28 protein-coding genes and 1 riboswitch are annotated in these 25818 nt (G+C 48.7%); of the genes, 22 read left to right on the plus strand and 6 right to left on the minus strand.

The genetic code is table 11. The annotated features are described in order from the left end of the window. Positions 1 to 116: 116 nt before the first annotated feature. Both BM124_RS10670 and BM124_RS10675 read left to right on the plus strand, forming a co-directional pair. Positions 117 to 611: a GNAT family N-acetyltransferase gene (locus BM124_RS10670; RefSeq protein WP_093337453.1), complete on the plus strand. Its 495-nt coding sequence runs from the start codon at positions 117 to 119 to the stop codon at positions 609 to 611. Further along, complete coding sequence (locus BM124_RS10675; RefSeq protein ID WP_093337454.1) at positions 604 to 2268, plus strand: YndJ family protein; 1665 nt, start codon at positions 604 to 606, stop codon at positions 2266 to 2268. Before BM124_RS10670 ends, BM124_RS10675 begins: the two co-directional genes overlap by 8 nt. Here the strand turns inward: BM124_RS10675 and BM124_RS10680 are convergent. Continuing rightward, positions 2189 to 3577: an MATE family efflux transporter gene (locus BM124_RS10680; RefSeq protein ID WP_093337456.1), complete on the minus strand. Its 1389-nt coding sequence runs from the start codon at positions 3575 to 3577 to the stop codon at positions 2189 to 2191. The genes BM124_RS10675 and BM124_RS10680 overlap by 80 nt on opposite strands. 225 nt (positions 3578 to 3802) lie before the next feature. Here BM124_RS10680 and BM124_RS10685 point away from each other — a divergent pair, with 225 nt between their 5' ends. Together BM124_RS10685 and BM124_RS10690 are read left to right on the plus strand one after the other, a co-directional pair. Beyond that, entirely contained in the window at positions 3803 to 4720 is a 918-nt protein-coding gene (locus BM124_RS10685) for an EamA family transporter (protein WP_093337521.1), read from the plus strand. A 220-nt stretch (positions 4721 to 4940) separates the two neighbouring features. Continuing rightward, a complete protein-coding gene (locus tag BM124_RS10690; RefSeq protein ID WP_093337458.1) occupies positions 4941 to 5183 on the plus strand; it encodes a DUF2584 family protein in 243 nt (80 codons plus the stop codon). A gap of 38 nt (positions 5184 to 5221) precedes the next feature. Here BM124_RS10690 and BM124_RS10695 read toward each other — a convergent pair whose 3' ends face one another. Then, positions 5222 to 6028 carry a 2OG-Fe dioxygenase family protein gene (locus tag BM124_RS10695; RefSeq protein WP_093337459.1) on the minus strand — a complete coding sequence of 269 codons (807 nt, stop codon included), beginning with the start codon at positions 6026 to 6028 and terminating at the stop codon, positions 5222 to 5224. A gap of 141 nt (positions 6029 to 6169) precedes the next feature. Here BM124_RS10695 and BM124_RS10700 point away from each other — a divergent pair, with 141 nt between their 5' ends. Further along, positions 6170 to 8344, plus strand: a complete 2175-nt coding sequence (locus tag BM124_RS10700; protein ID WP_093337522.1) for a type IA DNA topoisomerase — start codon at positions 6170 to 6172, stop codon at positions 8342 to 8344. 276 nt (positions 8345 to 8620) lie between these two features. Beyond that, positions 8621 to 8782 carry a hypothetical protein gene (locus BM124_RS18970; protein ID WP_170841100.1) on the plus strand — a complete coding sequence of 54 codons (162 nt, stop codon included), beginning with the start codon at positions 8621 to 8623 and terminating at the stop codon, positions 8780 to 8782. Positions 8783 to 8853: 71 nt separating this feature from the next. Here BM124_RS18970 and BM124_RS10705 read toward each other — a convergent pair whose 3' ends face one another. From BM124_RS10705 to BM124_RS10715, 3 genes are read right to left on the minus strand one after another with little or no spacing between them, the layout of a single operon-like run. Beyond that, a complete protein-coding gene (locus BM124_RS10705) occupies positions 8854 to 9807 on the minus strand; it encodes an ABC transporter permease (RefSeq protein WP_212634959.1) in 954 nt (317 codons plus the stop codon). Next, positions 9804 to 10748, minus strand: a complete 945-nt coding sequence (locus BM124_RS10710) for an ABC transporter ATP-binding protein (protein ID WP_093337461.1) — start codon at positions 10746 to 10748, stop codon at positions 9804 to 9806. The genes BM124_RS10705 and BM124_RS10710 overlap by 4 nt, the downstream gene beginning before the upstream one ends. 2 nt (positions 10749 to 10750) lie before the next feature. After that, positions 10751 to 11869: a COG1470 family protein gene (locus BM124_RS10715; RefSeq protein WP_170841101.1), complete on the minus strand. Its 1119-nt coding sequence runs from the start codon at positions 11867 to 11869 to the stop codon at positions 10751 to 10753. A gap of 193 nt (positions 11870 to 12062) precedes the next feature. Here BM124_RS10715 and BM124_RS10720 point away from each other — a divergent pair, with 193 nt between their 5' ends. From BM124_RS10720 to BM124_RS10740, 5 genes are all read left to right on the plus strand, one after another. Further along, positions 12063 to 12632: an RNA polymerase sigma factor gene (locus BM124_RS10720; RefSeq protein ID WP_170841102.1), complete on the plus strand. Its 570-nt coding sequence runs from the start codon at positions 12063 to 12065 to the stop codon at positions 12630 to 12632. Next, positions 12622 to 13287, plus strand: coding sequence for an anti-sigma factor family protein (locus BM124_RS10725; protein ID WP_170841103.1), 666 nt, complete (start codon positions 12622 to 12624; stop codon positions 13285 to 13287). The genes BM124_RS10720 and BM124_RS10725 overlap by 11 nt, the downstream gene beginning before the upstream one ends. Before the next feature lie 126 nt (positions 13288 to 13413). Then, the gene (locus BM124_RS10730) at positions 13414 to 13746 is read left to right on the plus strand and encodes a DMT family transporter (RefSeq protein WP_093337467.1); all 333 of its coding nucleotides are present in this window, start codon (positions 13414 to 13416) and stop codon (positions 13744 to 13746) included. Positions 13747 to 13749: 3 nt separating this feature from the next. Continuing rightward, entirely contained in the window at positions 13750 to 14064 is a 315-nt protein-coding gene (locus BM124_RS10735) for a DMT family transporter (protein WP_093337469.1), read from the plus strand. A 93-nt stretch (positions 14065 to 14157) separates the two neighbouring features. After that, positions 14158 to 14487: a DUF1516 family protein gene (locus BM124_RS10740; protein WP_093337470.1), complete on the plus strand. Its 330-nt coding sequence runs from the start codon at positions 14158 to 14160 to the stop codon at positions 14485 to 14487. 65 nt (positions 14488 to 14552) lie between these two features. Here BM124_RS10740 and moaC read toward each other — a convergent pair whose 3' ends face one another. Next, positions 14553 to 15041, minus strand: coding sequence for a cyclic pyranopterin monophosphate synthase MoaC (gene moaC, locus BM124_RS10745; protein WP_093337472.1), 489 nt, complete (start codon positions 15039 to 15041; stop codon positions 14553 to 14555). A gap of 86 nt (positions 15042 to 15127) precedes the next feature. Here moaC and BM124_RS10750 point away from each other — a divergent pair, with 86 nt between their 5' ends. From BM124_RS10750 to BM124_RS10800, 11 genes are all read left to right on the plus strand, one after another. Beyond that, entirely contained in the window at positions 15128 to 16594 is a 1467-nt protein-coding gene (locus tag BM124_RS10750) for a potassium/proton antiporter (RefSeq protein ID WP_093337474.1), read from the plus strand. A gap of 40 nt (positions 16595 to 16634) precedes the next feature. After that, positions 16635 to 17534 carry an AEC family transporter gene (locus BM124_RS10755; RefSeq protein ID WP_093337476.1) on the plus strand — a complete coding sequence of 300 codons (900 nt, stop codon included), beginning with the start codon at positions 16635 to 16637 and terminating at the stop codon, positions 17532 to 17534. A 68-nt stretch (positions 17535 to 17602) separates the two neighbouring features. Then, entirely contained in the window at positions 17603 to 18367 is a 765-nt protein-coding gene (locus BM124_RS10760) for a FixH family protein (protein ID WP_093337477.1), read from the plus strand. Positions 18368 to 18447: 80 nt separating this feature from the next. Further along, positions 18448 to 18557: riboswitch (TPP riboswitch) on the plus strand. Positions 18558 to 18638: 81 nt separating this feature from the next. Beyond that, positions 18639 to 19235, plus strand: a complete 597-nt coding sequence (locus BM124_RS10765; RefSeq protein ID WP_093337479.1) for a thiamine phosphate synthase — start codon at positions 18639 to 18641, stop codon at positions 19233 to 19235. Continuing rightward, the gene (thiO, locus tag BM124_RS10770) at positions 19232 to 20380 is read left to right on the plus strand and encodes a glycine oxidase ThiO (RefSeq protein WP_093337480.1); all 1149 of its coding nucleotides are present in this window, start codon (positions 19232 to 19234) and stop codon (positions 20378 to 20380) included. The genes BM124_RS10765 and thiO overlap by 4 nt, the downstream gene beginning before the upstream one ends. Next, on the plus strand, positions 20364 to 20567 hold the full coding sequence (gene thiS, locus BM124_RS10775) for a sulfur carrier protein ThiS (RefSeq protein ID WP_093337482.1): 204 nt from the start codon (positions 20364 to 20366) through the stop codon (positions 20565 to 20567). Before thiO ends, thiS begins: the two co-directional genes overlap by 17 nt. 6 nt (positions 20568 to 20573) lie before the next feature. Continuing rightward, the gene (locus BM124_RS10780; protein WP_093337484.1) at positions 20574 to 21341 is read left to right on the plus strand and encodes a thiazole synthase; all 768 of its coding nucleotides are present in this window, start codon (positions 20574 to 20576) and stop codon (positions 21339 to 21341) included. Beyond that, positions 21341 to 22354, plus strand: coding sequence for a ThiF family adenylyltransferase (locus BM124_RS10785; protein WP_093337485.1), 1014 nt, complete (start codon positions 21341 to 21343; stop codon positions 22352 to 22354). The genes BM124_RS10780 and BM124_RS10785 overlap by 1 nt, the downstream gene beginning before the upstream one ends. A 645-nt stretch (positions 22355 to 22999) precedes the next feature. Next, positions 23000 to 24148, plus strand: a complete 1149-nt coding sequence (locus BM124_RS10790) for an NAD-dependent epimerase/dehydratase family protein (protein WP_093337487.1) — start codon at positions 23000 to 23002, stop codon at positions 24146 to 24148. A gap of 20 nt (positions 24149 to 24168) precedes the next feature. Continuing rightward, a complete protein-coding gene (locus tag BM124_RS10795) occupies positions 24169 to 25311 on the plus strand; it encodes a glycosyltransferase family 4 protein (protein WP_093337488.1) in 1143 nt (380 codons plus the stop codon). Between the two features lie 41 nt (positions 25312 to 25352). Next, on the plus strand, positions 25353 to 25808 hold the full coding sequence (locus BM124_RS10800) for a GtrA family protein (RefSeq protein ID WP_093337490.1): 456 nt from the start codon (positions 25353 to 25355) through the stop codon (positions 25806 to 25808). Positions 25809 to 25818 lie beyond the last annotated feature (10 nt).

Here is a 25818-nt window from a genome sequence, read left to right on the forward strand (position 1 = left end):
ACATATGTTTCTGCCACTCTTCTTTTTTTCGTGTACAATGGGTTTGTGATTGAAATTCACAAACGTAATGATAGGATGGAAATGATAAAAGATCACAAGAATTGGTGGAAAAAATCATGAAAATAGAAGAAGTACACGCAATAGATGCGGAAACGGTAAAATATGTGATGCAGCGGGCCTTTGCTGAATATAATAACGACCCTGTCCCGTCGGGGGCAATGCAGGAAACGACAGAATCGATTCAGGCATCTATCGCAGGCGGAGAAGAGACGGCGGCAGTATGTTCGATTGAAAACAGACCCGTTGGTATCGTGAGAGTCAGAGAAGAAGACGGCGCCTTGTATTTTTTCCGGTTGTCGGTTCTTCCGGAAGAACGGGGAAACGGTATCGCAGCGGCATTAATCCGCTGGGTGGAGAGCAAAGCGCTGCAGCTTGAAAAAGAGATCGTATTCTGTAAGGTGCGGGCGTCCACCCCTCACAATGTGAGACGGTACGAACGGCTTGGGTATCATATTTACGATACATTTACTGTCGACAGACCGGAATGGCCGTCATTTGACGTCGTTTCGATGAAAAAGAAAATACCGGTGGAGCAGTCGAGCCATGACTAAAAGGAGAACGCTGCTTCCTGGTGTTTTCAGTTTTATCCTCTGGGCTGCCTTCGCGCAGCCGGGGCTGATAGAAACCGCCCTTGCCGCCGCGTTCTTTCTGATTGTACCGGCTGTGCTTATTCTTTCTGCTGTATCCTTTCCGGGACGGGCAGATGTCTGCTGGTTTGCTGCGGCCTGGAGTGGAGCTCTGTCCATGATGCTGGATACAGAAGTAAGTGCCGCATTGCTCGCTGCTGTGTGGTTTCTGTTTACCGGGTACACCGCCTGGAAAGGTTTGATCAGGTGGATGGCAAGAGGAATGGCTCCTTTAGAGGAAACGGCTGTTGATGCAGGGCTTGTGTACAGTGTTGTCGGTGGAGTATGGTTTGTATTGTCGCGGGCTGGATCTGCTTCGTGGCTTCCATATACCGATGTGATTGTGGACTTAACAGCGGTTCACTTTCATTATGCGGCTTTTCTGCTGCCGGTGTTAACCGGGGCACTTGGCCGGTACCATTTCCGTTACCATGCTTCCGGCAGCCGTTTTTCGTACAGGGTGCTGACTGCCGGTGTCCTTTCAGGCCCGGTTCTCACAGCCGTGGCCGTCGATCAGGGCCCGCCGCTTGAAGCCGTTCTCGTCGGCATCTATGTTGTATTTCTTTACTGGTTTGCGGCGTGGAGTATGAAAGAATCGTTCTTCATGCCGCTTTTGTCCAAGATAACGATAACAGTCTCTTCTCTAGTGCTGCTTGGGACGATGACCCTGTCGATTCTTTACAGCACCGGACGCGCGATTGGTTATCAAATAATCGGCATTGCAGAAATGATCCCGTGGCATGGGGCCTGGAATGCATTTGCTTTTTCTACCATAGCGTTAATCGGATGGGCTGTCGTATCGCCTGATCCACGGGCGGTATATGCCTCGTTTCCCATCAGCGGAATCCGGGGAAAAGCCCGCATTGCAGAAAAAATGGAACAGAATCAGCCGCTTAAAGAGACAGACGGCTTGATTTCGTCGTGGGATCTGTATGCAGGGGAAAGGTTTCATCCAGAGAAGCTTGATCCTCTGGTGTCCGCCTTTCATACCCATACCAAACAGTACCGTATGAAAGCAGACATTCAGTGGCGTTTTTCTTTCATGTACCGTGTTTCTTCTTTTTTTACCGGGAAAATAAAACAGCTTAACATTCCGGCTTCAGGAAAAAGAGAAATCAATGGAAATGTATATAAAATGGAAAAATCAGAGGACGGGCACGCGGCCCCGCGTGTCTGGATACGGAGCCTTGCAGATACAGGGCGCCCGGTATTTACAGCTGTGTACGGCTGTCACAGGAAAGAGGAGGTTACCTATTTCAATATTGCCCTGCCTCTTCCCGCCGGTGTGATGACAGGTATTCTCCGGCCGGAACACAAAGAAGACGGTGCGCTTGTTCTTACGAGCCGTAAACAGCCGGATCTCCGCGGAGATGAGGGAATATATGTCACGATCGGGCGCTGGACGTGGAAAACGCCGCTGCAGGAGACATTTCACATGCATCAGACAAAAGAGAATCAGCTGAAAGCCGATCATACGATGACAATCGGCCGCTTCCGTTTTCTTACGATAACGTATCATCTGCCGCTCGTTGAACATCAAGAGAAGCGGCATGACGGCGCTGAACGATTCGAAGACGTATGAAAAATCCGGCCGCGGCGGATGTTAATCCTACTGTAATCCCAATCCACCAGCCGAAAGGGCCGAGTGCTGTATGAGCGGCAAGCACGTAACCTGCCGGCAGGCCCAGAAGCCAGTACGAAACAAACGATGTGAAAAAAGGAACCGTCACATCTTTATACCCCTGCAGCACACCCTGCAGCGTCGACTGGGCGGCGTCGGAGAACTGATAAAAGATAGCGAACACGAGAAACTGTCCCGCAAGCGCCACAACTTCCGGGTTATTCGTATAAATCCAGCCGATATCGTGACGGAACACATAAATCAGACAGGAAGAAACAGAAATAATGCAGACGGCCGCCCCGACACCGATCCGGCTGTACTGTCTGGCATGATCAAGCCTCCGTGCCCCGACTTCAAACGCTGTGACAATAGTCAAAGCGAGAGAAATGCTTAACGGAATCATAAAAATAATGGAAGTGAAACTGAATGCCGCCTGGTGGGCAGCAATCGTCACCGTATCAAACATCGCCCCCATGAAAAGCGTCACCGCAGAAAAAATACTGGCCTCAAAGAACAGCGACAAGCCGAGTGGTATACCGATACGCAGCTGTTTTTTCCAGGCGTTCCATGAAGGAGCCGTCCATTGCCTGAAAATCCGGTACGGCTTCATAATATCCACCCGGAATGTCATCACAGCACTTAAAATAAGTACAATGCCGTACGACAAAGCGGTCGCATATCCTGCCCCGATGCCTCCCATCTCCGGTGCACCGAATTTCCCGAATATCAAACAATAGTTAAATAGAAAATTAAGCGGGAGAACCGCCAGCATAATTGTCATCGTAATGCGCGGGTATCCTTGCGCATCAAAAAAGTTCCGTACGACCATCGAAAGAAAAAAAGGAATGACGCCAAAAGACAGTCCAATCAGATAATGTTTGGCAATATGGTGTACGGCAGGGTCGAGCGACATAACCGACAGCACAGAATCCAGGAAAAGCCATCCGCTTCCGAGAATCAGCAGGCCGAAGAGGACGGCAACGTAGAAACCCTGTGTCACAATATCGGTGATGCTGCGGCGATCATTGTTTCCAAGCAGCTGCCCGATCATCGGCGTGAGAGAGAGCAGTACCCCGTTCACGCCGGTGAAGACAGGCAGCCACAAACTGGCGCCGATCGAAACGCCGGCCAGGTCGTTTGTCCCGGCCTGACCGGACATAATCGTATCAATAAGGTTCATGCCGAAATAACTTAACTCGGTAACGAGAATCGGCCATAGAATAATAACGAACAGTTTGATTTTTTCAAGCAGCGTAACGGCGTGGTACATAAATAGAGCCTCCGGATGTCAGGATAATGGGCGCAATGCTTAACGTAGCAGTATCTTCTGTTTTTGGCAAGATATAAGATTGGTGAAATCAAAGGTCAATAAACATCAAAACTATTTTAATATAATATCGTATTCCTGTCGTATTTTTGACCTGCAGGTGAGAAGATGGAGTCGTATTTGATGAATGCGGCATCTATATTCTTGAAAAGCAGAGAAGGTGAGACGATGAAACCTGTTGCAGCTTATGGCATTACTATGCTCGGAGCATCTTTCTGGGGGCTGACCGGACTGTTTGTTCAGAATTTGTATACGTATGGTTTTTCCCCCCTTCATGTTGTAACGATACGAATGACGCTGTCGATGGTCATTATGTTCAGCATAATCGGGATGTTCCGCCCGTATCTTTTAAAAATACATTTCCGCGATATCCCATATTTCATCGGACTGGGTATTATCAGTATTGCTTTATTTAACTGGTTCTATTTCACGGTAATGGATCAGGCCTCCTTGTCTGTGGCGGTCGTCCTGTTATATACGAGCCCTGTTTTTGTGGCGGTGATTTCGAGGTTTGTATTCCAGGAGATTTTCACCTTGAATAAGGTCGGAGCTGTTCTGCTGACAACGGCTGGGTGCGGTCTTGTCGCCGGCTTTTTTCCGCTTGGATCAATGACTCTGTCTCCTGCAGTCGTTATGTTTGGGCTGGCGTCCGGTTTTTTTTGCGGACTGTATAGTATCATCGGAAAATCCGTCAGCCGCAAATACCATTCCGTTACCATTACAGCTTATTCGATGATGTGCGGCGGTTTGTTTCTTCTGCCGGTCAGCGGGATTGAAAAGAATCTGACGCCTTTTCTGGAGCCTATGGTCTGGGTATACGCCGGGGGCAGCGTTGTCGTATCCACTATTTTGGCTTACGTACTCTATACGGCCGGTTTAAAATATATTGAATCCAGTCACGCTGCTGTTCTTGCAACGATTGAGCCGGTTGTCGGTATCGCCGCCGGGGTTTTTGTTTTCGGCGATGAATTGACACGATGGCAGAGTGCCGGGATTATTCTCGTTTTTTCTTCCATCCTTCTATCGGTTTTTTCGACTGGAAATAAATTCGGGCCCAGAGGATCGAGAGCGCGTTTTCACGACTGAAGGGATGCCGTGTAAGGTTTTGTAAGTGATAGAATAGGAGTAATAGATAACTCTGTTACGTCATATATTTCCCGGGAAATGATGTCGAAATACAGAAAGAAAAGAGTGCTGCAAAGTAGTGCAGTACTCTTTTTTATTTTAAATACCTCAGAAGGTGGAAGGAATTATCCGATTGGTGTCGAAATCTATCTTCAAGGTGTAAGGAAAGGTGGAATAGGTGATGGGATTTTCGATAGAAATGAATGGAGAAATCATTACGCACAACCACGCGGAACGCCTTGGAGAGAGAACATTCCGTCTCGTGAAAGATGGATACCATCTGTACCCGCTCGATTCGGTCGTTGCTATACAAACCGAAGAAAAAAGACCACCGTTTGGAACGGCGGTCATCACAAAAGTAGAATGGAGTTCGGGGCGGACAACGCTTTTCTATGAACTTATTTCCCTGACTTCGGTGAATTAACAAAGACAAAAGACACCTGATGGCTGAAACAACCTTCTCTATACGTGAATCATCGTATCCGCAGGGCCCCTTGTACTTCTGATCTGATCAGGATCGGCGATAACTGTCGGCTGGTAATCAATCAGGACAGCGCACCGTTCCCCGGAACCTTCCGTTTCTCCCTTGGTAACATCCCCGACATAATGCGTGACAAGTGGATCATACACGCTGTAGGACTCAAGCGGCTCATCCAGGTAAAAGGACTGCTTGATATCATCCTGCGGGATATCCGCCGGCATTTTTCCGCGGTGCCGGGGCACAGAAACTGCATTTAACCCGCCGCTTATGTTCTTTCGCCGGATCAGGTGGGCAAACGTAAACGGCTCCCCGTCCTGATGGAGTGTATTCGGTGAAGACACCGCCACATCTCCAGGGTTCTCCACCTTCAGTTTTACAAAATGCACGCCGGCGTGAAAAGGCATCAGCGCATCTTCCCTCGTCCAGAACGTTTCCCTGAAATCCTGAACAATCATTTCCCGGAGCAGTCTGTTTTCCATGGAAGACGGCCAAAGAGCCGGAAAACGCCGGTATTCCCCCATATACTCCGGATTAAAGCTTCCCTGAAAATATTCATAATACGCATGTCCATCGATCCAGGTTTCCGGAAGCCAGGTGACGTCATGAGTGCCCGGCATCACCAGCGCCCGCCCGTAACGGCGGTACCGGTTCAGGTGCGGAGCGTATTCATCAGTGGGGAGGTGGTCAAACGCATGCTGCAGCGCAGCCAGATCATCGTCGATGCTTGGATAATTTATTTTATCTTTGAAATGGTAATATTCGTATCCTGCTTGTTTTAACTGACTCACAGCTAAGACCTCCATCTATGAGAATTCCTCTAAAAGTCTATCATTTTTTTCTCCCGCCGATAAGAGAAAGCATTTCGAAAAACAGTGAAATCCTATATACTGAAAGAACATACATTCGATAACATCCAGGAAGGAGCATACATGATGCCGGTTATTCTGGCAGAAAAGCCAAGTCAGGCCAAAGCATATGCCGCCGCATTCCCAAAAGGGCAGAAAAAGGAAGGATACATGACAATTCCCGCCTGTTCCGTTTTTCCGGAAGGGGCCGTCCTGACATGGGGAGTCGGCCATCTCATTGAACTGAAAAGCCCGGCGGAATATGAAGCATCGTGGAAACGATGGAATCTCCAGCAGCTGCCGATGCTGCCGGGCACCTATGAGTTCCGTCCGTCCCGGAAGACGAAAAAACAGTTCCAGATTGTGCGCCGGCTGCTCAAGCAGGCTGACTTCATCATCGTCGCCACCGACTGCGACCGCGAAGGGGAAAACATCGCCCAAAGCATTATTCACGAAGCCGGTGTATCCGACAAGCCGCAGCGGCGGCTCTGGATCAACAGCCTGGAAAAAGAAGAGGTACGAAAAGGGTTTGAACGGCTGCAGGACGGGGAAGCTTTTCATCCATTGTACCAGGAAGCCCAGGCCCGTCAGATTTCGGACTGGGTTGTCGGAATGAACGCGAGCCGGCTGTACACCCTGCTGCTTCAGAAGAAAGGACTGCAACATGTGTTCAGTGTCGGCAGAGTGCAGACACCGACGCTCAAACTGATTTATGACCGCCAGAAAGAGATTGAACAATTCGTACCGGAACCTTATTTTGAAATCAAGGCTAAGTTCCAGACGCAGACGGGAGCGTATGAAGGGAAGTTGAAAGAAACCTGCTCATCAAGAGAAGCTGCGGCAGATCTGCTCCACAGGCATGGTATTCAGGATAGCGAAACCGGGCGGATCCGAGCTGTGGAAGTTAAAGAAAAGCGGGAGAAACCTCCGATGCTTCACTCCTTGTCGAGCCTGCAGACGCTCGCGAACAAAAAGTACAAATACAGTCCGTCCCGCACACTTGAAATTGTGCAGAGCCTGTATGACGAACCGCTGAAACTCGTGACATACCCAAGAACCGATACCCGTCATATTACAAACAGTGAATACAGCTACGTCAAACAAAATATCTCCGGATGGCAGCGGGTGACCGGAGATGATTTTGAAACGCAGGAACCCCGGGCGTTAAAGCGATATGTCGATGACAGCAAAGTGAAAGAGCATCATGCGATTATTCCGACAAAAAAAGTTCCTTCAGAAGCGGTACTGCAGAAGCTGACCCGTGAACAGAAAAACCTGTACGAGGAAATCATAAAAAGCGTGCTCGCTGTTTTTCATCGGGATTATGTTTATGAAGAAACGACAGTTACAACTGATGTGAAGGGCCTGGCGTTTTTCAGTAAAGGGAAAATCGAGAAGCAGAGAGGCTGGAAAACCCTGTTCGACACCGCGGGCAGCTTCTCCAAACAACAGCTGCCGGAACTTCCTCCTCTGAAGCAGGGAATGGAAGCAGGCGCACATGTGCAGATTCATGAAGAGATGACAAAACCACCGAAACCCTACACGGAAGGAAATCTCATCAATATGATGAAAACGTGCGGGAGACTGGTGGAAGAAGACGAGGAAGCCAAAGCCGCGCTGCAGGAAGTGGAAGGCCTCGGCACCGAAGCGACGAGAAGCGGAATCATTAAAACATTAATACGCCAGGAGTACATCCAGGTTGAGAAGAATATAGTCCATGTGACAAAAAAGGGGGAGGTTCTCTGCGAAGCAGTACAGGGATCCCTTCTGTCCAAACCTGAAATGACGGCAAAATGGGAGCTGTTTCTGCGCAGAATCGGGGAAGGGGAGGCTGACAGGCAGACTTTCATTGATAACACGTCAGCTTTCACGACGAAACTTGTAAGTACGGCAGCGCAAGAAGTGGAAAACATGGAGATTCCAAAAGAAGGACTTCCAGCACCGAAGAAAGGAAAAGGCGGCGCAAAACGTCAGCAGAATGCCCCAATCGCGGAGTGCCCTTCCTGTGGAAAAGGAAGTATCGTACTCCGGAAAACGTTCTACGGCTGCACGGAGTACAGCAATGGATGCAGGCAGACGTTCAACCGAACCATCCTCGGGAAAACCATCACGAAAGCCCATATCCGTGCGTTGTGTGAAAAAGGGCGTACTCCTTTGATAAAAGGATTCCAAGGAAAGAGGAACTTCGATGCCTCCCTTGTGATGGTGAACGGGAAAACAGAGTTTTCCTTTCCATCAACATCTACTGAAAAGCAATAAACACTGCTGACAAAACGAGCAGCCCGGTAACGGCTTAAAATAAACAGGGTGTGGGACAAAAAAAGAGTCTGGGACAAAAGAAAAATAGGCGGAAGAGGACACGAATATCTTGCGGCGTTGTTCAAGAGCCGTATAATAGCGGAGCCAAAATGCTTCGTCTCCTGCTCAGAACAGCACGTGTCTCGAGACCCCGCAGGATGTGGTGACTTCTACGCCCGGCACAGGACGTGCGCGGTTTTAGTAGAAGGTCCTCTTTCTTAGCCGATCTTCCTCCTTTTGAGCCGTGCCCGCGGCAAAGAAGACACGATGAGCCCCAGCGAATCGATGTCGCCCTTGTACTCTGGAGTGAAAGCAAAGTATTTTGGCGCAGCGGTTTATCTTAGAACGAAGCATGCCGGCCAATTTGAAAAAATCGGCCGGCATGCTTCTATCTTATAAAGGTTTGTCCCAGACTCTTTTATCATTTCTGAATGGTTTTGTCCCGGATTCTATTCTTTGTCTCTCTTCTTTTAGGATCTGATTTCTTTGCGGATAAAGAGCAGGTAAGCCATACCGAAACATATAAATGTTCCGGCTATTAACGTTGTTAAATGCGGCCAGATGACGAGAAGACTCTGCTGCAGCGGCAGAGGTGACGGGACGGAACCGGCGACTTGGGAAACGGACAACGGCCCGGCGGAACGAATGCCTGGAGTCAGCAGGACGGATGTCACATTGCTGTAAATTTGATTAGGAGATAGCTGACTCAGATAATACGTCCATCCTGAGGTGCCCCCGGTGCTGGAGGGGCCGGCGAGAAAGCTTAGCAAGATATTGTAGAAAACAGAGAAAAACAGCCATATCGCTATGCAGGTCAACGCTGATGTCGCAGGTTGTTTAAATAACGTTGAGAAAATAATGGACAAGTTAATCCAGAATGCGATATAGATGATGGTAACTATGGTGAATATCAGAATTCGAAGAAATTCTTCAAACGTCGGCGGTATACCGATGAACCAGATTCCAAAACCGATCATGAAGAAACTGAGAGAACAAATCATGATTGATATGGCGGCTGCTGCTGCGGTGAACTTGGCGTTAATGACTGCATCTCTTGGAATCGGCTGGGCTAGAATCCGTCCTAACGTACGCTTATTCATTTCAGCATTGATGGCATCAAACCCCAGCGATATTCCTACCAGCGGCCCAATCAGTCCAAGCAGTGCAAAATAGGGAGGCAGATTGCCGTTGGATAGTGTGAAGATTTTCAGGAACAGATTCGCGTTTTCAGCATCCACCTGCGCAGCAGCATCACGGATGTTGGAGAGAACAACATATAGCGATCCAACACAGATAAGCATGACCAGAACGAATAACACGATGAACCGAAAACTTCGAATATGGTCGGCCAGTTCCTTTTTTGCAAGCACCGAGAAAGGATGCCACGCGTTTTCCTCCCGCCATTTTCTTATTAGATCCTTCACGTCGTTTCTCCCCCCTCTGTGAAATATCTTTCATATATATCCTGCAGTTCATAGCCTTGTTTCACCATTTGACGAAGCGGAAGAGGGCGGTCATTCAACCACTGAATAAAATCGTGTTCGCAGGAACTTAAAATGGTGATGTGTGACTCCGTCAGAAACTGCACCTTCCCCTCTGTCAGCTGTTTTAGGTCTTCTTTGTCAGCGGGAGACAAAGCATTTTCAAATACAATATCAAAGGAAACATCTTCATTCGCAAACAACTTTTCACTTAACTCCTCCACTGTACCCACGGCAAATAAAGAGCCGTTCATAAATAGACCGACTCGGTCGCAGATGGACTGCACCTGCTGTAAATGATGGGAAGACAGTATTACAGTCAACTGTTTCTCTTCTCTGAGCTGTTTTATCAAGGTCAGTAATTCCTGGACACCTTTTGGGTCGATGCCAAGGGTAGGTTCGTCCATTATGATGATTTCCGGCTGTTTCATGAGTATATCAGCAAGGCCCAGCCGTTGTTTCATTCCTCTTGAAAATGTTCGGACTTTGTCGTGTTTGGCGTATTGAAGATACACAAGCTGGAGAAGGTTCTCTGCATCTTCCAGTGCCTGCTGGTCGGAAATACGATTTAATCTGGCCGTTAACATTAAATTTTCCATACCTGTCATATCCTCATAAAAACCAACCTGATCCGGTAAATATCCTGTTACTGTCTTGACGCGGATAGGCCGGCGCTGCGAATGGAAGCCGTTGACTTTGACGTTTCCGGAATCGATATCTGTTAAACCGAGCATCGACAAAATAGTGGTTGACTTACCGGCTCCATTGGGACCGAGCAATCCAAATATTTCACCTCGTTCAATTTCGAGATTTAAATCTTTAACTGCCGTTGTATCGCCGTAAGATTTATTCAAATGCTGGATTTGAACAATCGGTTCACTCATGTTTATCTCCTCCCGTACCGGCGGATGATGAAGTAAATGCCTGCTGCTGCCAGAATAATGATGGCGACACTGACCCACCCCCAGACACTGGTCTTTTGGACAGACATACGAGTGTCAATGCTGTCGCTTGCCTGGGCGCTCTCCGCGGTAATCGTAGAAACATAGTCTCCAGTAATTGCATTACCACTGGCGTTAACAGTGGCTTGCACACTTTGCTGGCTGCCGGGTTCTATTACCGGTATGGAAGCCGGCTCAAAAGATACATTCCAATCAGGAGGAGACTGGGCGGATAAAGAAAGTTCATTCAAAGGTATAGTTCCGGTGTTTTTTACGATCAGTTCCATGGTCTGACTGCCTCCGATATTTAAGGAGGTGTTCAACTGGCCGGACGGTGTGGATAATTCAAGCCCATACTGACCGGTTACATCAGCCTGAAAGGTTTGAGAAGAAGATGTGCCGCCTGCCGATGCTGTGACATCAAATGAATAACTGCCGGCTTCTATCTGGTTTGGAGGGGTGGCAATGACGGTTACGGTTTTTTCTTGGTTGGATGCCACTGAAACAGACGATACGCTTTCTCCGCCTGATTCATATTGAACTGTCCATCCTTCCGGAGCAGAAGCTTCCATTGCGTAGACCTGTTCCTGTGCGGTACGGTTTCTTAATGTTGCTTGATAGCGGAATTTCGTTTCTGAATCTCCTTCAAGGTTTGGCTGGGCGCTAGTAAACTCTGTTTGGTATATTCCTTGTTCCTGTACGGTAACAGAGAGATTCATTGTATCATCAGGGCCGTTTGCATTTGCCGCTTGTATTTCAAACTCGTATGTGCCCTTCTCCACTTCCAGCGGAATTTCAAGTTCGAGGGCGAGCGACTGCTGGGAGCCAGGCTGTACATTAAGGCTGTCGACCTGGAATCCCCCTGCAGTAAGATTGTAGGACCAACCTTGCGGAAGCCCATTAACGGAAAGGTCGGCCTTTTGAATAGCCCCGGTATCGTTGATTGCTTTTATGTCATAATTAACAGTCTCTCCGGGGGTTACCGATACGCCTGAATAGGGGCTGAATAACTCAAACCCATTAACGGCATAGGCTGTCTGCAGGTTTGTTGTAATCAGGAACATAAAAGCTAAAACAAAGGAAAAGAATGATTTTTTGTACATAGGATTCATACCTCCCTTAATTGAAATCTATACTTGGTACGAATATATATATATATTGGATGAAGTTTATACAAAATTTCTTTTGTCAGGATACTTAATTTTTGATAAAACTAAAGACAAAACGTTAGTCCATAATAGAAAAAGGAGTTCAAAAGTGAAATATGATAGAGAGGCAGCAGATGAATTTCTGACACAAAAAGATAAGAATGAAGAGCGTTTTATCTGCTTTTATGAAGCTTACTCTCCTTTAATATATACGATTGCCCTGAAACTGCTTAAAGACGAGAAAGACGCGGAGGATCTGGTTCAGGAAGTTTGCATTGAGATTTACCGGTATCCTCATCAATTTGATCCGGAGAGGGGATCGGTGCGTTCGTGGGTGGCGGTAAAAGCTCGTTCCCGCTGTATGGACCGTCTTCGGAAGAGATCCGAGGTGGTCAAAGAAGATATTGAGGTGGAATCCACAGAGCAGATTGAGGAAGAGGTAGTAAAAAAGCTGGAATGGGAAAAGACAAAAAGGATGCTTTCCCGTCTGCCTGAAAAACAGAAAAATGCCGTGATTGGAAACTATTTATATGATCAATCCCACGCCCAGCTTGCTTCTTCGATGAAAAAGCCCTTAGGTACGGTAAAGTCATGGGTGCGGCAGGGGATCCAATCTCTTCAAAAGCAATGGTTCGATGACGGTTCAAAGAAAAAAAGCAGGGATAAGCATGACTTGTAAACATTTAAACAATCAAAACCTGGCAGCTTACGTGCTCGGAGAAATATCAGATCAGGAAGCAAAAAGTATTCAGGAACATCTCAGCAACTGCCCGGACTGCAGAAGTCGTGTCGACGAATGGTATGATCTCGTTTCTGTCAATGATTTTCAAAAGCCTTCCGAAGCAACGAGAAGGCAGGTTTTCGCGAAGACTATTGAACAGAATCAAAAAAGAAGGAGGGAGTCGAAAAAAATCCGGACAGGTGTATCCGTTGCTGTGGTGTTAAGTATACTCCTGACTATACTCCCGCTTTTAAATACGGAAAAGCAAATGGCTGACCCGGTGTCATCTCCTTCGTTCATCCATAATCCTGAAACAGCTTTCTATACGTCCGCGACCTCCGCTCATTCTGATTTGAGAGGGTATATGTGGGTGAATGATCATACGGAAGAAATGTATATTTTTGTTGAAGGAATGACAAAAGATTCCCCGAGAGCCGAAGTCCATACAAAGGAACATAACGTTTTAAGGCTTGGCAGAATGGTATCGGATAAACAAACAGGCCGTCTCTACCGCCGGAAATCTATTTCTGACCCTCCTGAATTTCTTGTGGTAAAATCGGGAGAAGGAGAATATGTCAAAATCCTGCCTTTGACATTTTCGAAACAGCGATGAAGAAGAGGAATGTACGTTAGGATATATTCTCAGTATGCAGTGGACATTTTGTGAAAATGTATAAAATGCAAAGTGGGACACCATGTTGGATGTCCCCTGCTGTAACTGGCTTTTGGAGGAGAAGTCATGTATATTCAATGGATAAAGGTTTTTATAGCAGCTATATTTGAAGTCGGCTGGGTGATTGGACTCAAGCACGCGGAAACTGCAGAGCAGTGGAGTATGACGGCGGTATGTATCGTTGTGAGTTTTTATCTTTTGATCGCCGCGGGGAGGAAGCTGCCGGTTGGAACCGTGTATGCCGTTTTTGCGGGACTTGGAACTGCCGGAACCGTCGTCAGCGGCATGGTGTTCTTTCAAGAGCCGGTGAATGGATTGAAACTGTTGTTTATAGGGATCCTGCTCTTTGGGGTTATTGGGTTGAAACTGGCGGAAGACCGGACGGAAAAGGAGAAATGACGGATGGCGTGGATATATCTTACAGCGGCCGGTCTTTTTGAAATGACCGGTGTCACGATGATCAATAAGCTCCACCGGGACAAAAACATAAGGGCTCTCCTTTATCTGATGGGGAGCTTTGGGATGAGTTTTGTGCTGCTTTCCATGGCCATGGAGACGCTGGCGATGGGAACGGCCTACGCGGTGTGGACGGGAATCGGAGCAGCCGGAGGAGCTGTTCTTGGTATGCTGTTGTATCAGGAACCAAAAGACGCTTTCCGCATCAGCTGCATAGCCGTGGTTGTCGCAGCCGCCGCCGGTCTTAAATTAATTTCGTAGTACCCGCTGCAAATGCCCTGAAGGCTTGCGGTATCCTGTCTTGTCCTATATATTAGGGGGAGAGTTACTACCTGCAAAGGAGACAGAAATAATATGTTTGATATGTTGCAAGCGACACACGAAGGCTCATGGTTCCTGCTTGTCATCTTCTTTTTCATCAGCTATTTCGTACCGAAACAGAAAATAACGCTTATGATTATGCGTTTATTCGCCGTGATTATGCTGATTTCAGGCATTGGAATGCTGTTGTCCTTAGGCTTTCCGCTTCTCTATATCTTCAAAGGGGTGCTTGCGCTGATTGCGATTGCCTTGATGGAGATTACGATAGCCGGCAAAAAACGCGGAGAAGCCCGCGCCGGTATGACAGGATTACTCGTTATTCTGCTTATCCTCATTGTACTGATCGGCTACGGGGTTATTTAATCGGACGAAAAAAGCCGGCGGAACAGGATTTTATCCTGCCGCCGGCTTTTTGTGTATACCGGGATTTATGATTCTCTGTGATAATCTCCGCTTTTGCCGCCGGTCTTATCAAGCAGATACGTCGGCCCGATTGTCATGTCTTTTCCGGTCGATTTACACATATCATAGACGGTGAGAGCCGCTGCGGAGGCTGCGGTGAGTGCTTCCATTTCCACTCCTGTGTTTCCTTTCACTTTGACTTCACTCGTGATGGATAAGTAATACGTGTCCGGCTCGTGCTGCTCCCATTCAAACTGAATATCGGCGCCGCTCAGCATCAGCGGATGGCACAACGGAATCCAGTCCGACGTTTTTTTCGCCCCTGTTATACCGGCGACCTGTGCTGTTGCAAGAACGTTTCCTTTTTCACCCGTACCTTCTTCGATTTGTGTATAGGCTTCTTCTGACACAGTAATTCCCGATCTCGCGCGTGCGGTTCTTACGGTGTCTGTTTTTTCTGATATATCGACCATTCTGGCGCGTTCCTGTTCGTTCAGGTGAGAGAGATCAGCCATTCATACAGCTCCTTTCGCGTGAGACAGTTGGAAAAGATATGATACTATTATAGTAACACGTTTGTGCGTTGGAGAGGAGATCACGTATGTTTGTCGGTGGTTTTGACATAGATTCATTTGTATTACTGGCCGCTCTTCTTTTAATTGTCGGAGTAACGGTGACGAAATTTTCCGCACGCCTTGGGATGCCTTCGTTGATTCTGTTTATCCTTGTCGGAATGATTATTGGAAGCGACGGTCTCGGTATTATTTACTTTGATAACGCAGAGCAGGCTCAGCTGGTAGGTGTTATCGCGCTTGTCATCATTCTCTTTGAAGGCGGGAGCCAGACGAAATGGTCGGTGATCAAGCCGGTGATCTGGCCTTCGTTGAGCCTGGCGACAATCGGCGTCATCATCACATCTTTCATTGTCGGTGTGGCGGCAAGATACATCGTAGACCTGCCATGGATTGAATCCCTGCTGCTCGGAGCGATCGTAGGATCTACCGATGCGGCGGCGGTGTTTGCTTCGTTGAAAGAAAGGAACATAAAAACAAAAATAGCAGCCACCATGGAAGCCGAATCCGGCACCAACGACCCGATGGCTGTCTTTTTGACACTGATATTTATTGAACTGATTATGGTCGATCAGCCCAATTACTGGCTCCTCATCGGATCTTTTTTCTGGCAGATGGGCATCGGCCTATTGGTCGGGGTGGTTCTCGGGAAGATAGCGTCTGCTTCCATAAACCGGATCAATTTGGATTCCAGCGGTCTTTATCCCATATTTGCGCTTTCTTTTGCTCTGCTTACCTACAGTGTCGCATCTCTTTCGCAGGCGAGCGGCTTTCTCGCTGTTTATGTTGCCGCGCTTATTATCGGCAATTCCGAGCTCACCTACCGCCATTCGATTTTCCGTTTCAACGAAGGCTTTGCCTGGATGGCACAGATTCTCATGTTTATTATACTCGGTCTTCTTGCCTTTCCTGAACAGATTCTTTCCCCGACAATTATGGGAGGGGGCCTGCTTTTGTCGGCTGTTCTTATTTTTGCGGCAAGGCCGGCGGCTTCTTTTCTGTCACTGGCGGGAATGAAATACACATGGAGAGAAAAAATATTTCTTTCCTGGGCAGGGCTGCGCGGAGCGGTGCCGATCGTACTCGCCACCTTTGCTATCGTAGCGGACATCGAAAACGGCGGCATGATCTTTAATATCGTATTCTTTATTGTACTGACTTCTGCTTTGATTCAGGGCTCGACACTCTCCTATGTAGCGAAAAAGCTGCATTTGTCCGGTCCGAAAAAAGAGACCCCTACGCATTCTCTTGAACTGATTTCCATCGGCCGGGCCAACGCCGAAATCATTGAATTTCAGACCGATGATAAAACATCCATCGTCGGGAAGTCGCTGCAGGATATCCAATTCCCAAACTCTGTACTGATCAGCGCGATTGTAAGGGACGATAAGCTGATTACGCCTGACGGGGAAACAGAGATACAAAAGGGGGATTTCCTGTACATCCTTGTTGGCAGAAAAGAAAAAAAGAAGCTCCGGCAGATGCTGAAAGCCTGAATCAATCAGCAGTGACCGGAGTGAAAAGGTGGTCGTTGTTATGTCTGTGTTTCTGAACGTCCTTGTGCCGATTATTCTGATTTTTGCGGCGGGTTTTCTGCTTCAGAGAAAACAGATCCTGGAGGTAGGGTCTGTGTCCGCTGTGGCACTCTACATATTAAATCCAGCTCTTGTTTTTCGTACTTTTTATACGACGGAACCGGATGCGGATCTGTTCCGCATCGTTTTATTTACGATTCTGTTTCTCATTGTCATGCTTCTTCTTAATAAACTGATCGGTGTCCTCATGAAATGGGATACTGAAAAAACTAGCGGGATGACACTGGCGACAACATTTATGAACTCCGGAAACTACGGAGCTCCGCTGATTCTTTTCGCATTCGGAGATACGGCCTTTTCCTATTCGATTATATTTATGGTCATTCAGGCCCTGTTCATGAGCACTATCGGGGTTTACATAGCGAACCGCAGCAGCCTGTCAGCCGGGGATGCGTTCCGGGTCGTGCTGAAGATGCCGGTCTTTCATGCGCTCATTGCCGGAGTGTTGTGTCAGGCTGTACAATTGGAAATAACAGAATCATACATGGATGCCGTGAATATGCTTGCTGACGCTGCGATTCCTGTCGTCATGATTGTACTCGGCATGCAGCTGGCGAAGATTTCCGTATCTTCTCTGGATTGGAAGCTGGTTGGAATCGGCACGGCTCTCCGCCTTATTATTTCTCCGGCCGCAGCATTTCTGCTCACTCTTGCGCTGCAGACCGGGCCGACCCTGAGCGCGGTTCTCATCGTATCGGCTGCGATGCCGACTGCGGCCACGATTGCGATGATATCTGTTCAGTTCAACTCCAGTCCGAACATGGTGTCCAGTATCACGCTCGTGACGACACTGTGCAGTGTTCCTTCATTATGGATTCTGTTATCTATTTTCGGAGTATAAACGAATCATGAGAACCTGTACAAAAATGTAAATCATTTGTTGTATAATGAAAAAAAGGAGGACATGGGATGAAAGGTTTGTATGCTGTCTCCGCCGTTATACTGACTGCCGGGATTCTAACCGCATGTGGTCAAGGGGCGGAAGAAGAAAGCGGCACCGGCGGAGAAAACACGGAAGTTCAGTCCATTGGCGTAAAGCCGGATATGCCGGATAATCCAGAATCGGGAACGGAAGTTGAGCTTGCTGCTTCTGTGACACAGGGAGACGAAGCGGTGACGGACGCGGATGAAGTTCGTTTTGAAATCTGGAAAGACGGAGCAAAAGAGAACAGTGAAGAAATTCTTTCTGAAAACAGGGAGGAAAACCGTTATTCCATTCCCTACACGTTTGAAGAGGAAGGCGTTTATCACGTGACTTCCCACGTCACCGCCCGCGATATGCACAACATGCCGACGACAAAAGTGACGGTCGGCGATGCAGAGACAGAAAGCGGAAATTCCGAAGAAAATGCTGATACAGGCGGTCAGGAGCAGCTTGGAGTCACCGTGCAGTCACAGGATATCACGGTAGGACAGCCTTCTGATGTAAGCGTGAAAGTCCAGCACGAAGGGGAAGCGCTGACAGGGGCGGATGTTACATTTGACCTGCAGACGCCGCAGGGAGGCTCCGCCGTCCAGCTCGAAACCGAAGAAAGCGGCACCGGGGTCTACACCGGCACGCACATTTTTGAAGCAGCAGGAGAGTATACACTGACCGTCCACGCTCAAACCGAAGACGGCCTGAATGAACATGCAGAAACCGTTGTCACCGCAGCAGAGTATTCCTCTGAATGATATCAATTGACAGGGAATGCCGTATATTTTACGATTGACATACGTTCTTACGTATACGAAGTGAAATGCATAATATCAAATAATACCACTGGGGGTGCCCTTTCAGAAGGGCTGAGATTAAAGTGGACCTTTAAAACCCTTGGAACCTGACCTGGATGATTCCAGCGGAGGAAAGTGGGATGTCGGGACATCAGGACCTCACACCGCTTTCCTTTTACGGAGAGCGGTTTTTTTAGGTCGTTATGATATCAGGAAGGAGCTTTCAGACAGTATGCTCCATGTTATTTCAACAGGCCGCCAGTCTTTTTGGAAGTGGCTTGATATAACGGTGCGGATTCATGAAGAAGTAGATTATGTTCATGTACGTGAAAAAACGTGGAGCGAAGCACAGCTTCAGGAAGCGGTGCACCGTCTGGAAGCAGAAGGTGTGCCGCGTACACGCATCATTCTAAACAACCATCCGGAATTGGTGAGCCATATGAAGCTCGGGGGTGTGCACTTTCCGGAAACAATTCCGCTTTCGAAGGCCCCATCTTTTTCAGCGTGGAAAGGCTGTTCGATTCACAGTGAAGACGCAGCGGTCCGGAAAGAACGCGAGGGAGCGGATTACCTTTTTTTCGGTCATATCTTTGAAACAGACAGCAAAGCCGGACAGCCGGCAAGGGGACTTCATGCTCTCAGACAGCTGGCATCAGCTGTATCGATTCCAGTGACTGCTATCGGAGGGATTACACCGGAGAATACGAGGCGATGCCTGGAAAATGGTGCTTCCGGCGTGGCGGTCATGTCCGGAATATATGAAGCTCCTGATCCCAAAGCGGCAGCGAAAGCCTACCGGGACGCTTTACGGAAAGGAGGCAGACCATGAATAAGACGTACGATGTTCTCATCATCGGCGCTGGAATCAACGGCTGCTCGATTGCTTACCAAACAGCTTCACGGAACCGCAGGACGGTGGTACTTGAGAAAAATACAGTCGGGGCAGAAGCTTCAAGTGCCGCGGCCGGGATGCTCGGCGCACAGTCGGAAATGGAAGAATACAGTCCGTTTTTCGAATTTGCGAGACGAAGCCGGAGTATGTTTCCGGAATTAGTGCCGGAACTGGAAGAGAAATCCGGGACCGCCGTATCTTATGTGCGTAACGGCATGATTAAAGTTGCGGATACGCCGGAAGAACAGGAACGGCTGGCACGCATGTATGCGTTTCAGAAACGGGCGGGAGAAGAAGTGGAATGGCTCCAGCCTGACATGGTGAAAACGATTGACAGAAGTATCGGCGGTGATTATTTCGGCGCTATTTATCTTCAAGGAGACGGCCAGGTGAAAGCGCCGGAACTGACAAAAGCTTACGCCGGAGCAGCTGTCCGTGAAGGTGCTGAATTTTATGAATACACGCCAGCCCTCGGGTTTATTTTTGAAAACGGCCGTGTGACAGGAGTCGAAACGCCGCAGGGACGGTTTTACGCTGATCAGATTGTGCTCGCCGGAGGGGCGTGGTCGCGCTTTATGCCGCCTCTTGGAGAAGAGCTTCCGCCGCTTATCCCTGTTAAAGGCGAATGTGTAGGGCTTCATTCGAAAAGACCGATTGTGGAGAAAACCGTGCATGCCTCCGATTTTTATATTGTCCCCAAACCAGGCGGATCTATTATCATCGGCGCTACCGAACGGGAAGGAGAGATGGGAAAAGAAGTAAGCGCGGAAGCGGTGCAGCATCTTCTCCATAAAGCATGCCGTCTCGTGCCGGGTCTCGGCCGGGCATCGTGGCAGTATGCCTGGAGCGGCGTCCGCCCTCAGTCCGCAGACGGGAAACCGTACCTCGGTCAAACTGCTTTTGACGGCTTGTGGATGGCAGCCGGACACTACAGAAACGGCATTCTGCTGTCTGCGGTGACCGGCACCTGGATGGCTGATTTACTGGAAGGAAAGGCGCAGGAACAGGAATGGATAGATGCCTTCTCGCCGCAGCGTCTGATTCATCGAAAGGAGGAAGAAATCATTGGAACTGATTATTAACGGAACCCCCCGTGATATACCCGAAGATAGAAAAACCGTAGGAAGTCTCGTGGAACACCTGCAGCTTGGCGGCAAAAAAGCGGTCGTGGAACGTAACGGAACGATTATTAAAAAAGAAAAACACGACGAAGAGCCGGTGCAGGATGGAGATACATTTGAAATTGTCCATTTTGTTGGAGGAGGATGACAGAATATGTTGAAAATAGGTGGTTACACGTTTGCATCCCGGCTCTTTCTTGGAACCGGGAAATACGCCGATGCCCGGACGCAGAAGGAAGCCGTTCAGGCTTCCGGCACAGAGGTGCTCACCTTTGCAGTGCGGAGAATGAATTTATTTGATGAAAGCCAGCCCGACCCGTTTGAAAGCATGGATCTATCCGGGTTCCGGCTGCTGCCGAACACGGCCGGCGCAAAAACCGCGGAAGAAGCGGTGCGCATCGCCCACATTGCAGCGGCGGCTGACATGTGCGACATGATTAAGGTTGAAGTGATCGGCTGTGACAAAACGCTGCTGCCTGATCCAGTTGAGACGATAAAAGCATCCGAAACGCTGCTCGGAGAAGGATACACGGTGCTTGCCTACACGTCGGACGATGTTGTTTTGGCCAGACGTCTGCAGGATCTTGGCGTACACGCGGTTATGCCGGGTGCCGCCCCGATTGGCACGGGTCTTGGTATTATTAATCCGTATAATCTTTCCCATATCGTGGAGCAAGCGGATGTTCCGGTCATTGTAGATGCAGGCATCGGCAGTCCGAAAGACGCGGCCCAGGCGATGGAACTCGGCGCGGACGGCATTCTACTCAATACCGCCGTTTCCGGGGCAGGTAATCCGGTGAAAATGGCTGAAGCCATGAATTACGCTTTGGAAGCAGGAAAACTCGGGTATGAGGCCGGACGTATCGAGAAGAAGTATTATGCCCAGGCAAGCAGTCCAACGGAAGGACTGAGCCGTCTGTGATGGAAAACCGGTATTCACGTCAAACCATGTTTTCCGGAATAGGCAGAAACGGGCAGAACCTTCTTCTTGAAAAACATGTTCTTATCGTCGGAGCCGGCGCACTCGGCAGTGCCGCTTCGGAAACACTGGCACGTGCAGGTGTCGGCCGGATTACTATCATTGACCGGGATTATGTGGAATACAGCAACTTGAACCGCCAGCAGCTTTATACAGAAAGTGATGCCGCACTTCCAAAACCGAAAGCCCAAGCGGCTAAAGATAGACTGGAATTGGTAAATTCAGACATCACTGTTGATGCCGTCGTCGGAGAAGCAGATCCTGCATTTCTGGAACGCCTCAGCCCGGTGGATGTCATGATCGATGCCCTTGATAATTTTGATACCCGCATGCTTCTCAATGATTTTTCACAGAAACACGGCATTCCCTGGATATACGGCGCCTGTGTGGGGAGTTACGGGCTGACATACACGATTCTGCCGGGGGAATCGGCGTGCCTGCACTGCCTGATGGAAGATATTCCACTTGACGGGGAGACCTGTGATACAGTCGGAATTATTGCCCCGGCCGTTCAGATGGTCAGTGCCCATCAGACGACCGAAGCGATGAAGCTGCTCACAGAACAGCCGCACGAATTGAGGAAAACACTGCTGTCCTTTGATCTATGGACGAATGAAAAGTCCGAGCTGCAGGTGAACGCGCTGAAAAAAGCAGACTGCCCGTCCTGCGGAGAACAGGCGCATTATCCCTTTCTGCAATATGAAAACCGGGCCAAAACAGAAGTGCTCTGCGGCCGGGACGCTGTTCAAGTACGACCCGGCGCACAGCAGTACCTTTCTCTTTCTGATTTGAAACAAAGGTACGAAGGTCAGGTGCAAAAAGAAAATCCGTATCTTTTGGTGCTGCAGCTTGAAGACAAACGATTTGTTATTTTTCAGGACGGACGCACAATCATTCACGGCGAGAACGATAAAGGAAACGCCCGCACCCTCTACCAAAAGTACATCGGAGGATAAAGCAGGAAAAAGAAAGGGGCTGTATCAAAAGGTACAGCTCCTTTTTTATGAAAGACAATGTAACGATTGGCAGGAGCGGAAAGCGTCTGCCCGATATGTCTGGTGCCTTTTCCGCTGTGGACACTAACATCGAAAAACAGGGCGTAGTGTCCATAGAACATCGTTTGGTGGACACTATGCTGATGAAATCAAAAATTAGTGGACGCCGGCGGAAATCAAGGGACACTATCTGCCACGGCCGGAGTTTTAGTGTCCCTAAACACTACCTCCGTAGACACTATGTGTGCCATCGGGTGGTTTAGTGTCCACGGAGCCGCTGCGTCCCGGTACAAACGCAGGGCAGGTGCAGGTGAGTCCGGCGGACCGCGGCCTTCACCACCTTAAAGACACATAGAATTATATAGTTTTTGTTAAGGTTGAATTTCAATAAATATTCCATTCAATTTGACACATACAATGGAATAGAAAATGTTATAATGTCACAGTAAGTATAAGACGATCCACCCATAGTGCGGAATAACATTTGCGAAATGGACTGGAACATGATACCTTTTCTTTGGTATCATCAGCAGGTATAAGAATCTGCCATTATATATGGCGTTTCATATATCCAATGAATATTAAGAAGAGAGTGGAGGTTATGACGTGAATATTATCATAGCTGGAGGAGACGGTTTTTGCGGGTGGCCGACGGCCCTTTATTTATCCAAACAGGGACACGATGTTTCCATTATCGATAACTTGGCCCGTAGAAAGTGGGACGACGAGCTTCATTCCAATTCGATCACACCGATTGCCGACCTGAGTGAACGTGTGGAGAAATGGAAGGAACTGACCGGCAGAGAAATTCGTACATACGAAGGGGACCTGAATCATTATGATTTTCTGAAACAGGTTCTGATGACAGAAAAGCCGGAAGCATTTGTTCATTTTGCTGAGCAGCGTTCCGCTCCTTACTCAATGATTGACCGCGAGCATGCCGTGTATACCCAGGTGAACAATGTTGTCGGCAATCTGAATGTGCTTTTCGGCATTAAAGAGATTGTACCGGACTGCCATCTTATCAAATTGGGCACCATGGGTGAATACGGAACACCGAATATTCCGATTGAAGAAGGATACCTCGAGGTGGAACATAAAGGACGCAAAGATGTGCTTCCATATCCGAAGCAGCCAGGCTCGTTCTATCACCTGTCAAAAGTGCACGACAGCCATAACATCATGTTCACCTGCAAAATTTGGGGAATCCGTGCCACCGATCTGAACCAGGGGGTTGTGTACGGACACGAAACAGACGAAACAAAGATGGATCCGGTCCTTTCCAACCGTCTCGATTATGACGGTGTATTTGGCACCGCGCTGAACCGGTTCATCATTCAGTCCACCATAGGCCACGACCTGACTGTATACGGAAAAGGTGGACAAACCCGTGGATTTTTGAACCTCGAAGACACAGTGCGCTGCATTGAAATCGCAGCCGAAAATCCCGCGGACCGTGGAGAGTTCCGGGTCTTTAACCAGTTCACAGAAGAGTTCTCCGTTCTGGACCTTGCCGCCAAAGTGCAGAAAGTGGCACAGGAAGAAGGCTTCGGCACGAATATCGCACACTTGGACAACCCGAGGGTCGAACTTGAAGAACACTACTTCCATGCGGTAAACACGAAACTCAAAGATCTCGGACTTGAACCGCATCTGTTAACGGACGAAGTCATCCGGGACATTCTCAAAGCCGTGATGCATCATAAAGACCGCGTTATCGAAGAGAATGTACTGCCGGGTGTATCCTGGAAATAAAGAAACTGGGAGTGACCTCCTTGAAGATCGCGATTGTAACGGAAACATTTTTACCTTCCACAGACGGAATAGTTACCAGATTGACCGCTTGTATCAAATGGCTTCATCGTGCGGGCCATGACGTGTTGATCATTGCTCCGGACCTCGGGGTGGATGAGTTTGACGGCGCTCCCGTCAAGGGCGTTGCGGCCCGGACGCTGCCTGTTTACAGGTCGAAGCAGTTTGCCCTGCCGAACCGCGTCGTCAAAGAGTATCTGGAAGACTATGATCCCGATGTGGTACATGTCGTGAATCCTGCGATTCTCGGATACTCAGGAGTGAAGCATGCACGCCGGCTCGGATATCCGCTTGTGGCCTCCTATCATACGAACGTGGCCCAGTATCTGGATTATTACCATCTTTCCCCTTTCAAAGGCGTGATTTGGTGGTATTTCCGCAAGCTTCATAATCAGGCGGATCTGAATATTTGTACCTCGCAGACGGTTCAACAGGAACTGAACGAGCGCTCTTTCCGGAATGTACATGTATGGAAACGGGGAGTGGACACCGAAAACTTTCACCCCGGCAATTACAGTGCGTCTATGAGAGAAAAGCTGACCGACGGCAGAACGGAAGACAAACTGCTTCTGTATGTTGGACGGCTGGCTCCGGAAAAAGAAATCGAGAAAATCCGCTCTGTGCTCGAAGCATCGGATGAATTTTCGCTGGCCATTGTCGGGGACGGCCCGCACCGGCAGCCTCTGGAAAGGCATTTTGAAGGGACAAAAACCGTCTTCACCGGTTTTATGCACGGGGAGGAACTGGCACAGGCCTATGCCTCTTCCGATGTGTTTGTGTTCCCTTCGACGACGGAAACGCTCGGTCTCGTTATACTGGAGGCGATGGCGTCCGGACTTCCTCTTGTGGCGGCGCGGAGCGGCCCGACATGTGAGCAGATAGAGGACGAACGGACCGGTCTGCTTTATGATGCGGAGAAAGCCGGGGATTTTGTCAACACGGTGCGCCGTTTTGAAGATGAAACGCTGCGCAGACGACTGGCAGCCAATGCCCGTAAAGATATAGGCGAGCTCGGCTGGTCGGAAGCAGCAGGCCAGCTGCTGGAATTATATAACGAAGCGGTTGGATTGGATGAGGCTGCCCGGAAAAAAGAGAAATTAACGTAGCGCACGCCCTCTGATCCAGTCATTGGAATAGAAGGGGTATCATGGCGAAGAAAGAACAGACAAAAGGTCCATTTCAGTTCATGCAGTTCAGCGTCATCGGACTCACCAATGCCGGAGTCGATATTGGAACGCTGAACCTTCTGCTTCTCTTGTTTCCGACCGATGAACGGGGACTGCTGGCCCTTTTTAATACAATCGCCTATTCTCTTGCGGTGGCGAACAGTTATTTCTGGAACGTGATGATAACGTTTCGTAACTCAGCGGAAGGCAGCCGTCGGCAGAGGCTGATGTTCATTCTGCAGGGCATTGTCAGCCTCGGCGTGAACAACATCGTATTCCTGGGAGCTAACCAGCTGCTGGAAATGGCAGGTGTACCGAGATGGCTGCGTTATAATGCGGCCAAAGGGTGCGCGATGTTTTTGTCCTTTACGGCCAGTTTCTTTATGATCAAGTTCTTTGTATTTCAGGACACGGACCGGAAGTTCTTTCGTAAATAGCAGGAAAGAA

This window comes from Salibacterium halotolerans (genome assembly GCF_900115625.1).
Classification (GTDB): Bacteria; Bacillota; Bacilli; order Bacillales; family Marinococcaceae; genus Salibacterium; species Salibacterium halotolerans.

What these genes read in the sequence shown, in the direction of transcription:
- BM124_RS10670 (WP_093337453.1), top strand. Translation starts at nt 117, where the DNA reads ATGAAAATAGAAGAAGTACACGCAATAGATGCGGAAACGGTAAAATAT.
- BM124_RS10675 (WP_093337454.1), top strand. Translation starts at nt 604, where the DNA reads ATGACTAAAAGGAGAACGCTGCTTCCTGGTGTTTTCAGTTTTATCCTC.
- BM124_RS10680 (WP_093337456.1), bottom strand. Translation starts at nt 3,577, where the DNA reads ATGTACCACGCCGTTACGCTGCTTGAAAAAATCAAACTGTTCGTTATT.
- BM124_RS10685 (WP_093337521.1), top strand. Translation starts at nt 3,803, where the DNA reads ATGAAACCTGTTGCAGCTTATGGCATTACTATGCTCGGAGCATCTTTC.
- BM124_RS10690 (WP_093337458.1), top strand. Translation starts at nt 4,941, where the DNA reads ATGGGATTTTCGATAGAAATGAATGGAGAAATCATTACGCACAACCAC.
- BM124_RS10700 (WP_093337522.1), top strand. Translation starts at nt 6,170, where the DNA reads ATGATGCCGGTTATTCTGGCAGAAAAGCCAAGTCAGGCCAAAGCATAT.
- BM124_RS10710 (WP_093337461.1), bottom strand. Translation starts at nt 10,748, where the DNA reads ATGAGTGAACCGATTGTTCAAATCCAGCATTTGAATAAATCTTACGGC.
- BM124_RS10715 (WP_170841101.1), bottom strand. Translation starts at nt 11,869, where the DNA reads ATGTTCCTGATTACAACAAACCTGCAGACAGCCTATGCCGTTAATGGG.
- BM124_RS10725 (WP_170841103.1), top strand. Translation starts at nt 12,622, where the DNA reads ATGACTTGTAAACATTTAAACAATCAAAACCTGGCAGCTTACGTGCTC.
- BM124_RS10730 (WP_093337467.1), top strand. Translation starts at nt 13,414, where the DNA reads ATGTATATTCAATGGATAAAGGTTTTTATAGCAGCTATATTTGAAGTC.
- BM124_RS10735 (WP_093337469.1), top strand. Translation starts at nt 13,750, where the DNA reads ATGGCGTGGATATATCTTACAGCGGCCGGTCTTTTTGAAATGACCGGT.
- BM124_RS10740 (WP_093337470.1), top strand. Translation starts at nt 14,158, where the DNA reads ATGTTTGATATGTTGCAAGCGACACACGAAGGCTCATGGTTCCTGCTT.
- moaC (WP_093337472.1), bottom strand. Translation starts at nt 15,041, where the DNA reads ATGGCTGATCTCTCTCACCTGAACGAACAGGAACGCGCCAGAATGGTC.
- BM124_RS10750 (WP_093337474.1), top strand. Translation starts at nt 15,128, where the DNA reads ATGTTTGTCGGTGGTTTTGACATAGATTCATTTGTATTACTGGCCGCT.
- BM124_RS10755 (WP_093337476.1), top strand. Translation starts at nt 16,635, where the DNA reads ATGTCTGTGTTTCTGAACGTCCTTGTGCCGATTATTCTGATTTTTGCG.
- BM124_RS10760 (WP_093337477.1), top strand. Translation starts at nt 17,603, where the DNA reads ATGAAAGGTTTGTATGCTGTCTCCGCCGTTATACTGACTGCCGGGATT.
- BM124_RS10765 (WP_093337479.1), top strand. Translation starts at nt 18,639, where the DNA reads ATGCTCCATGTTATTTCAACAGGCCGCCAGTCTTTTTGGAAGTGGCTT.
- thiO (WP_093337480.1), top strand. Translation starts at nt 19,232, where the DNA reads ATGAATAAGACGTACGATGTTCTCATCATCGGCGCTGGAATCAACGGC.
- BM124_RS10780 (WP_093337484.1), top strand. Translation starts at nt 20,574, where the DNA reads ATGTTGAAAATAGGTGGTTACACGTTTGCATCCCGGCTCTTTCTTGGA.
- BM124_RS10785 (WP_093337485.1), top strand. Translation starts at nt 21,341, where the DNA reads ATGGAAAACCGGTATTCACGTCAAACCATGTTTTCCGGAATAGGCAGA.
- BM124_RS10800 (WP_093337490.1), top strand. Translation starts at nt 25,353, where the DNA reads ATGGCGAAGAAAGAACAGACAAAAGGTCCATTTCAGTTCATGCAGTTC.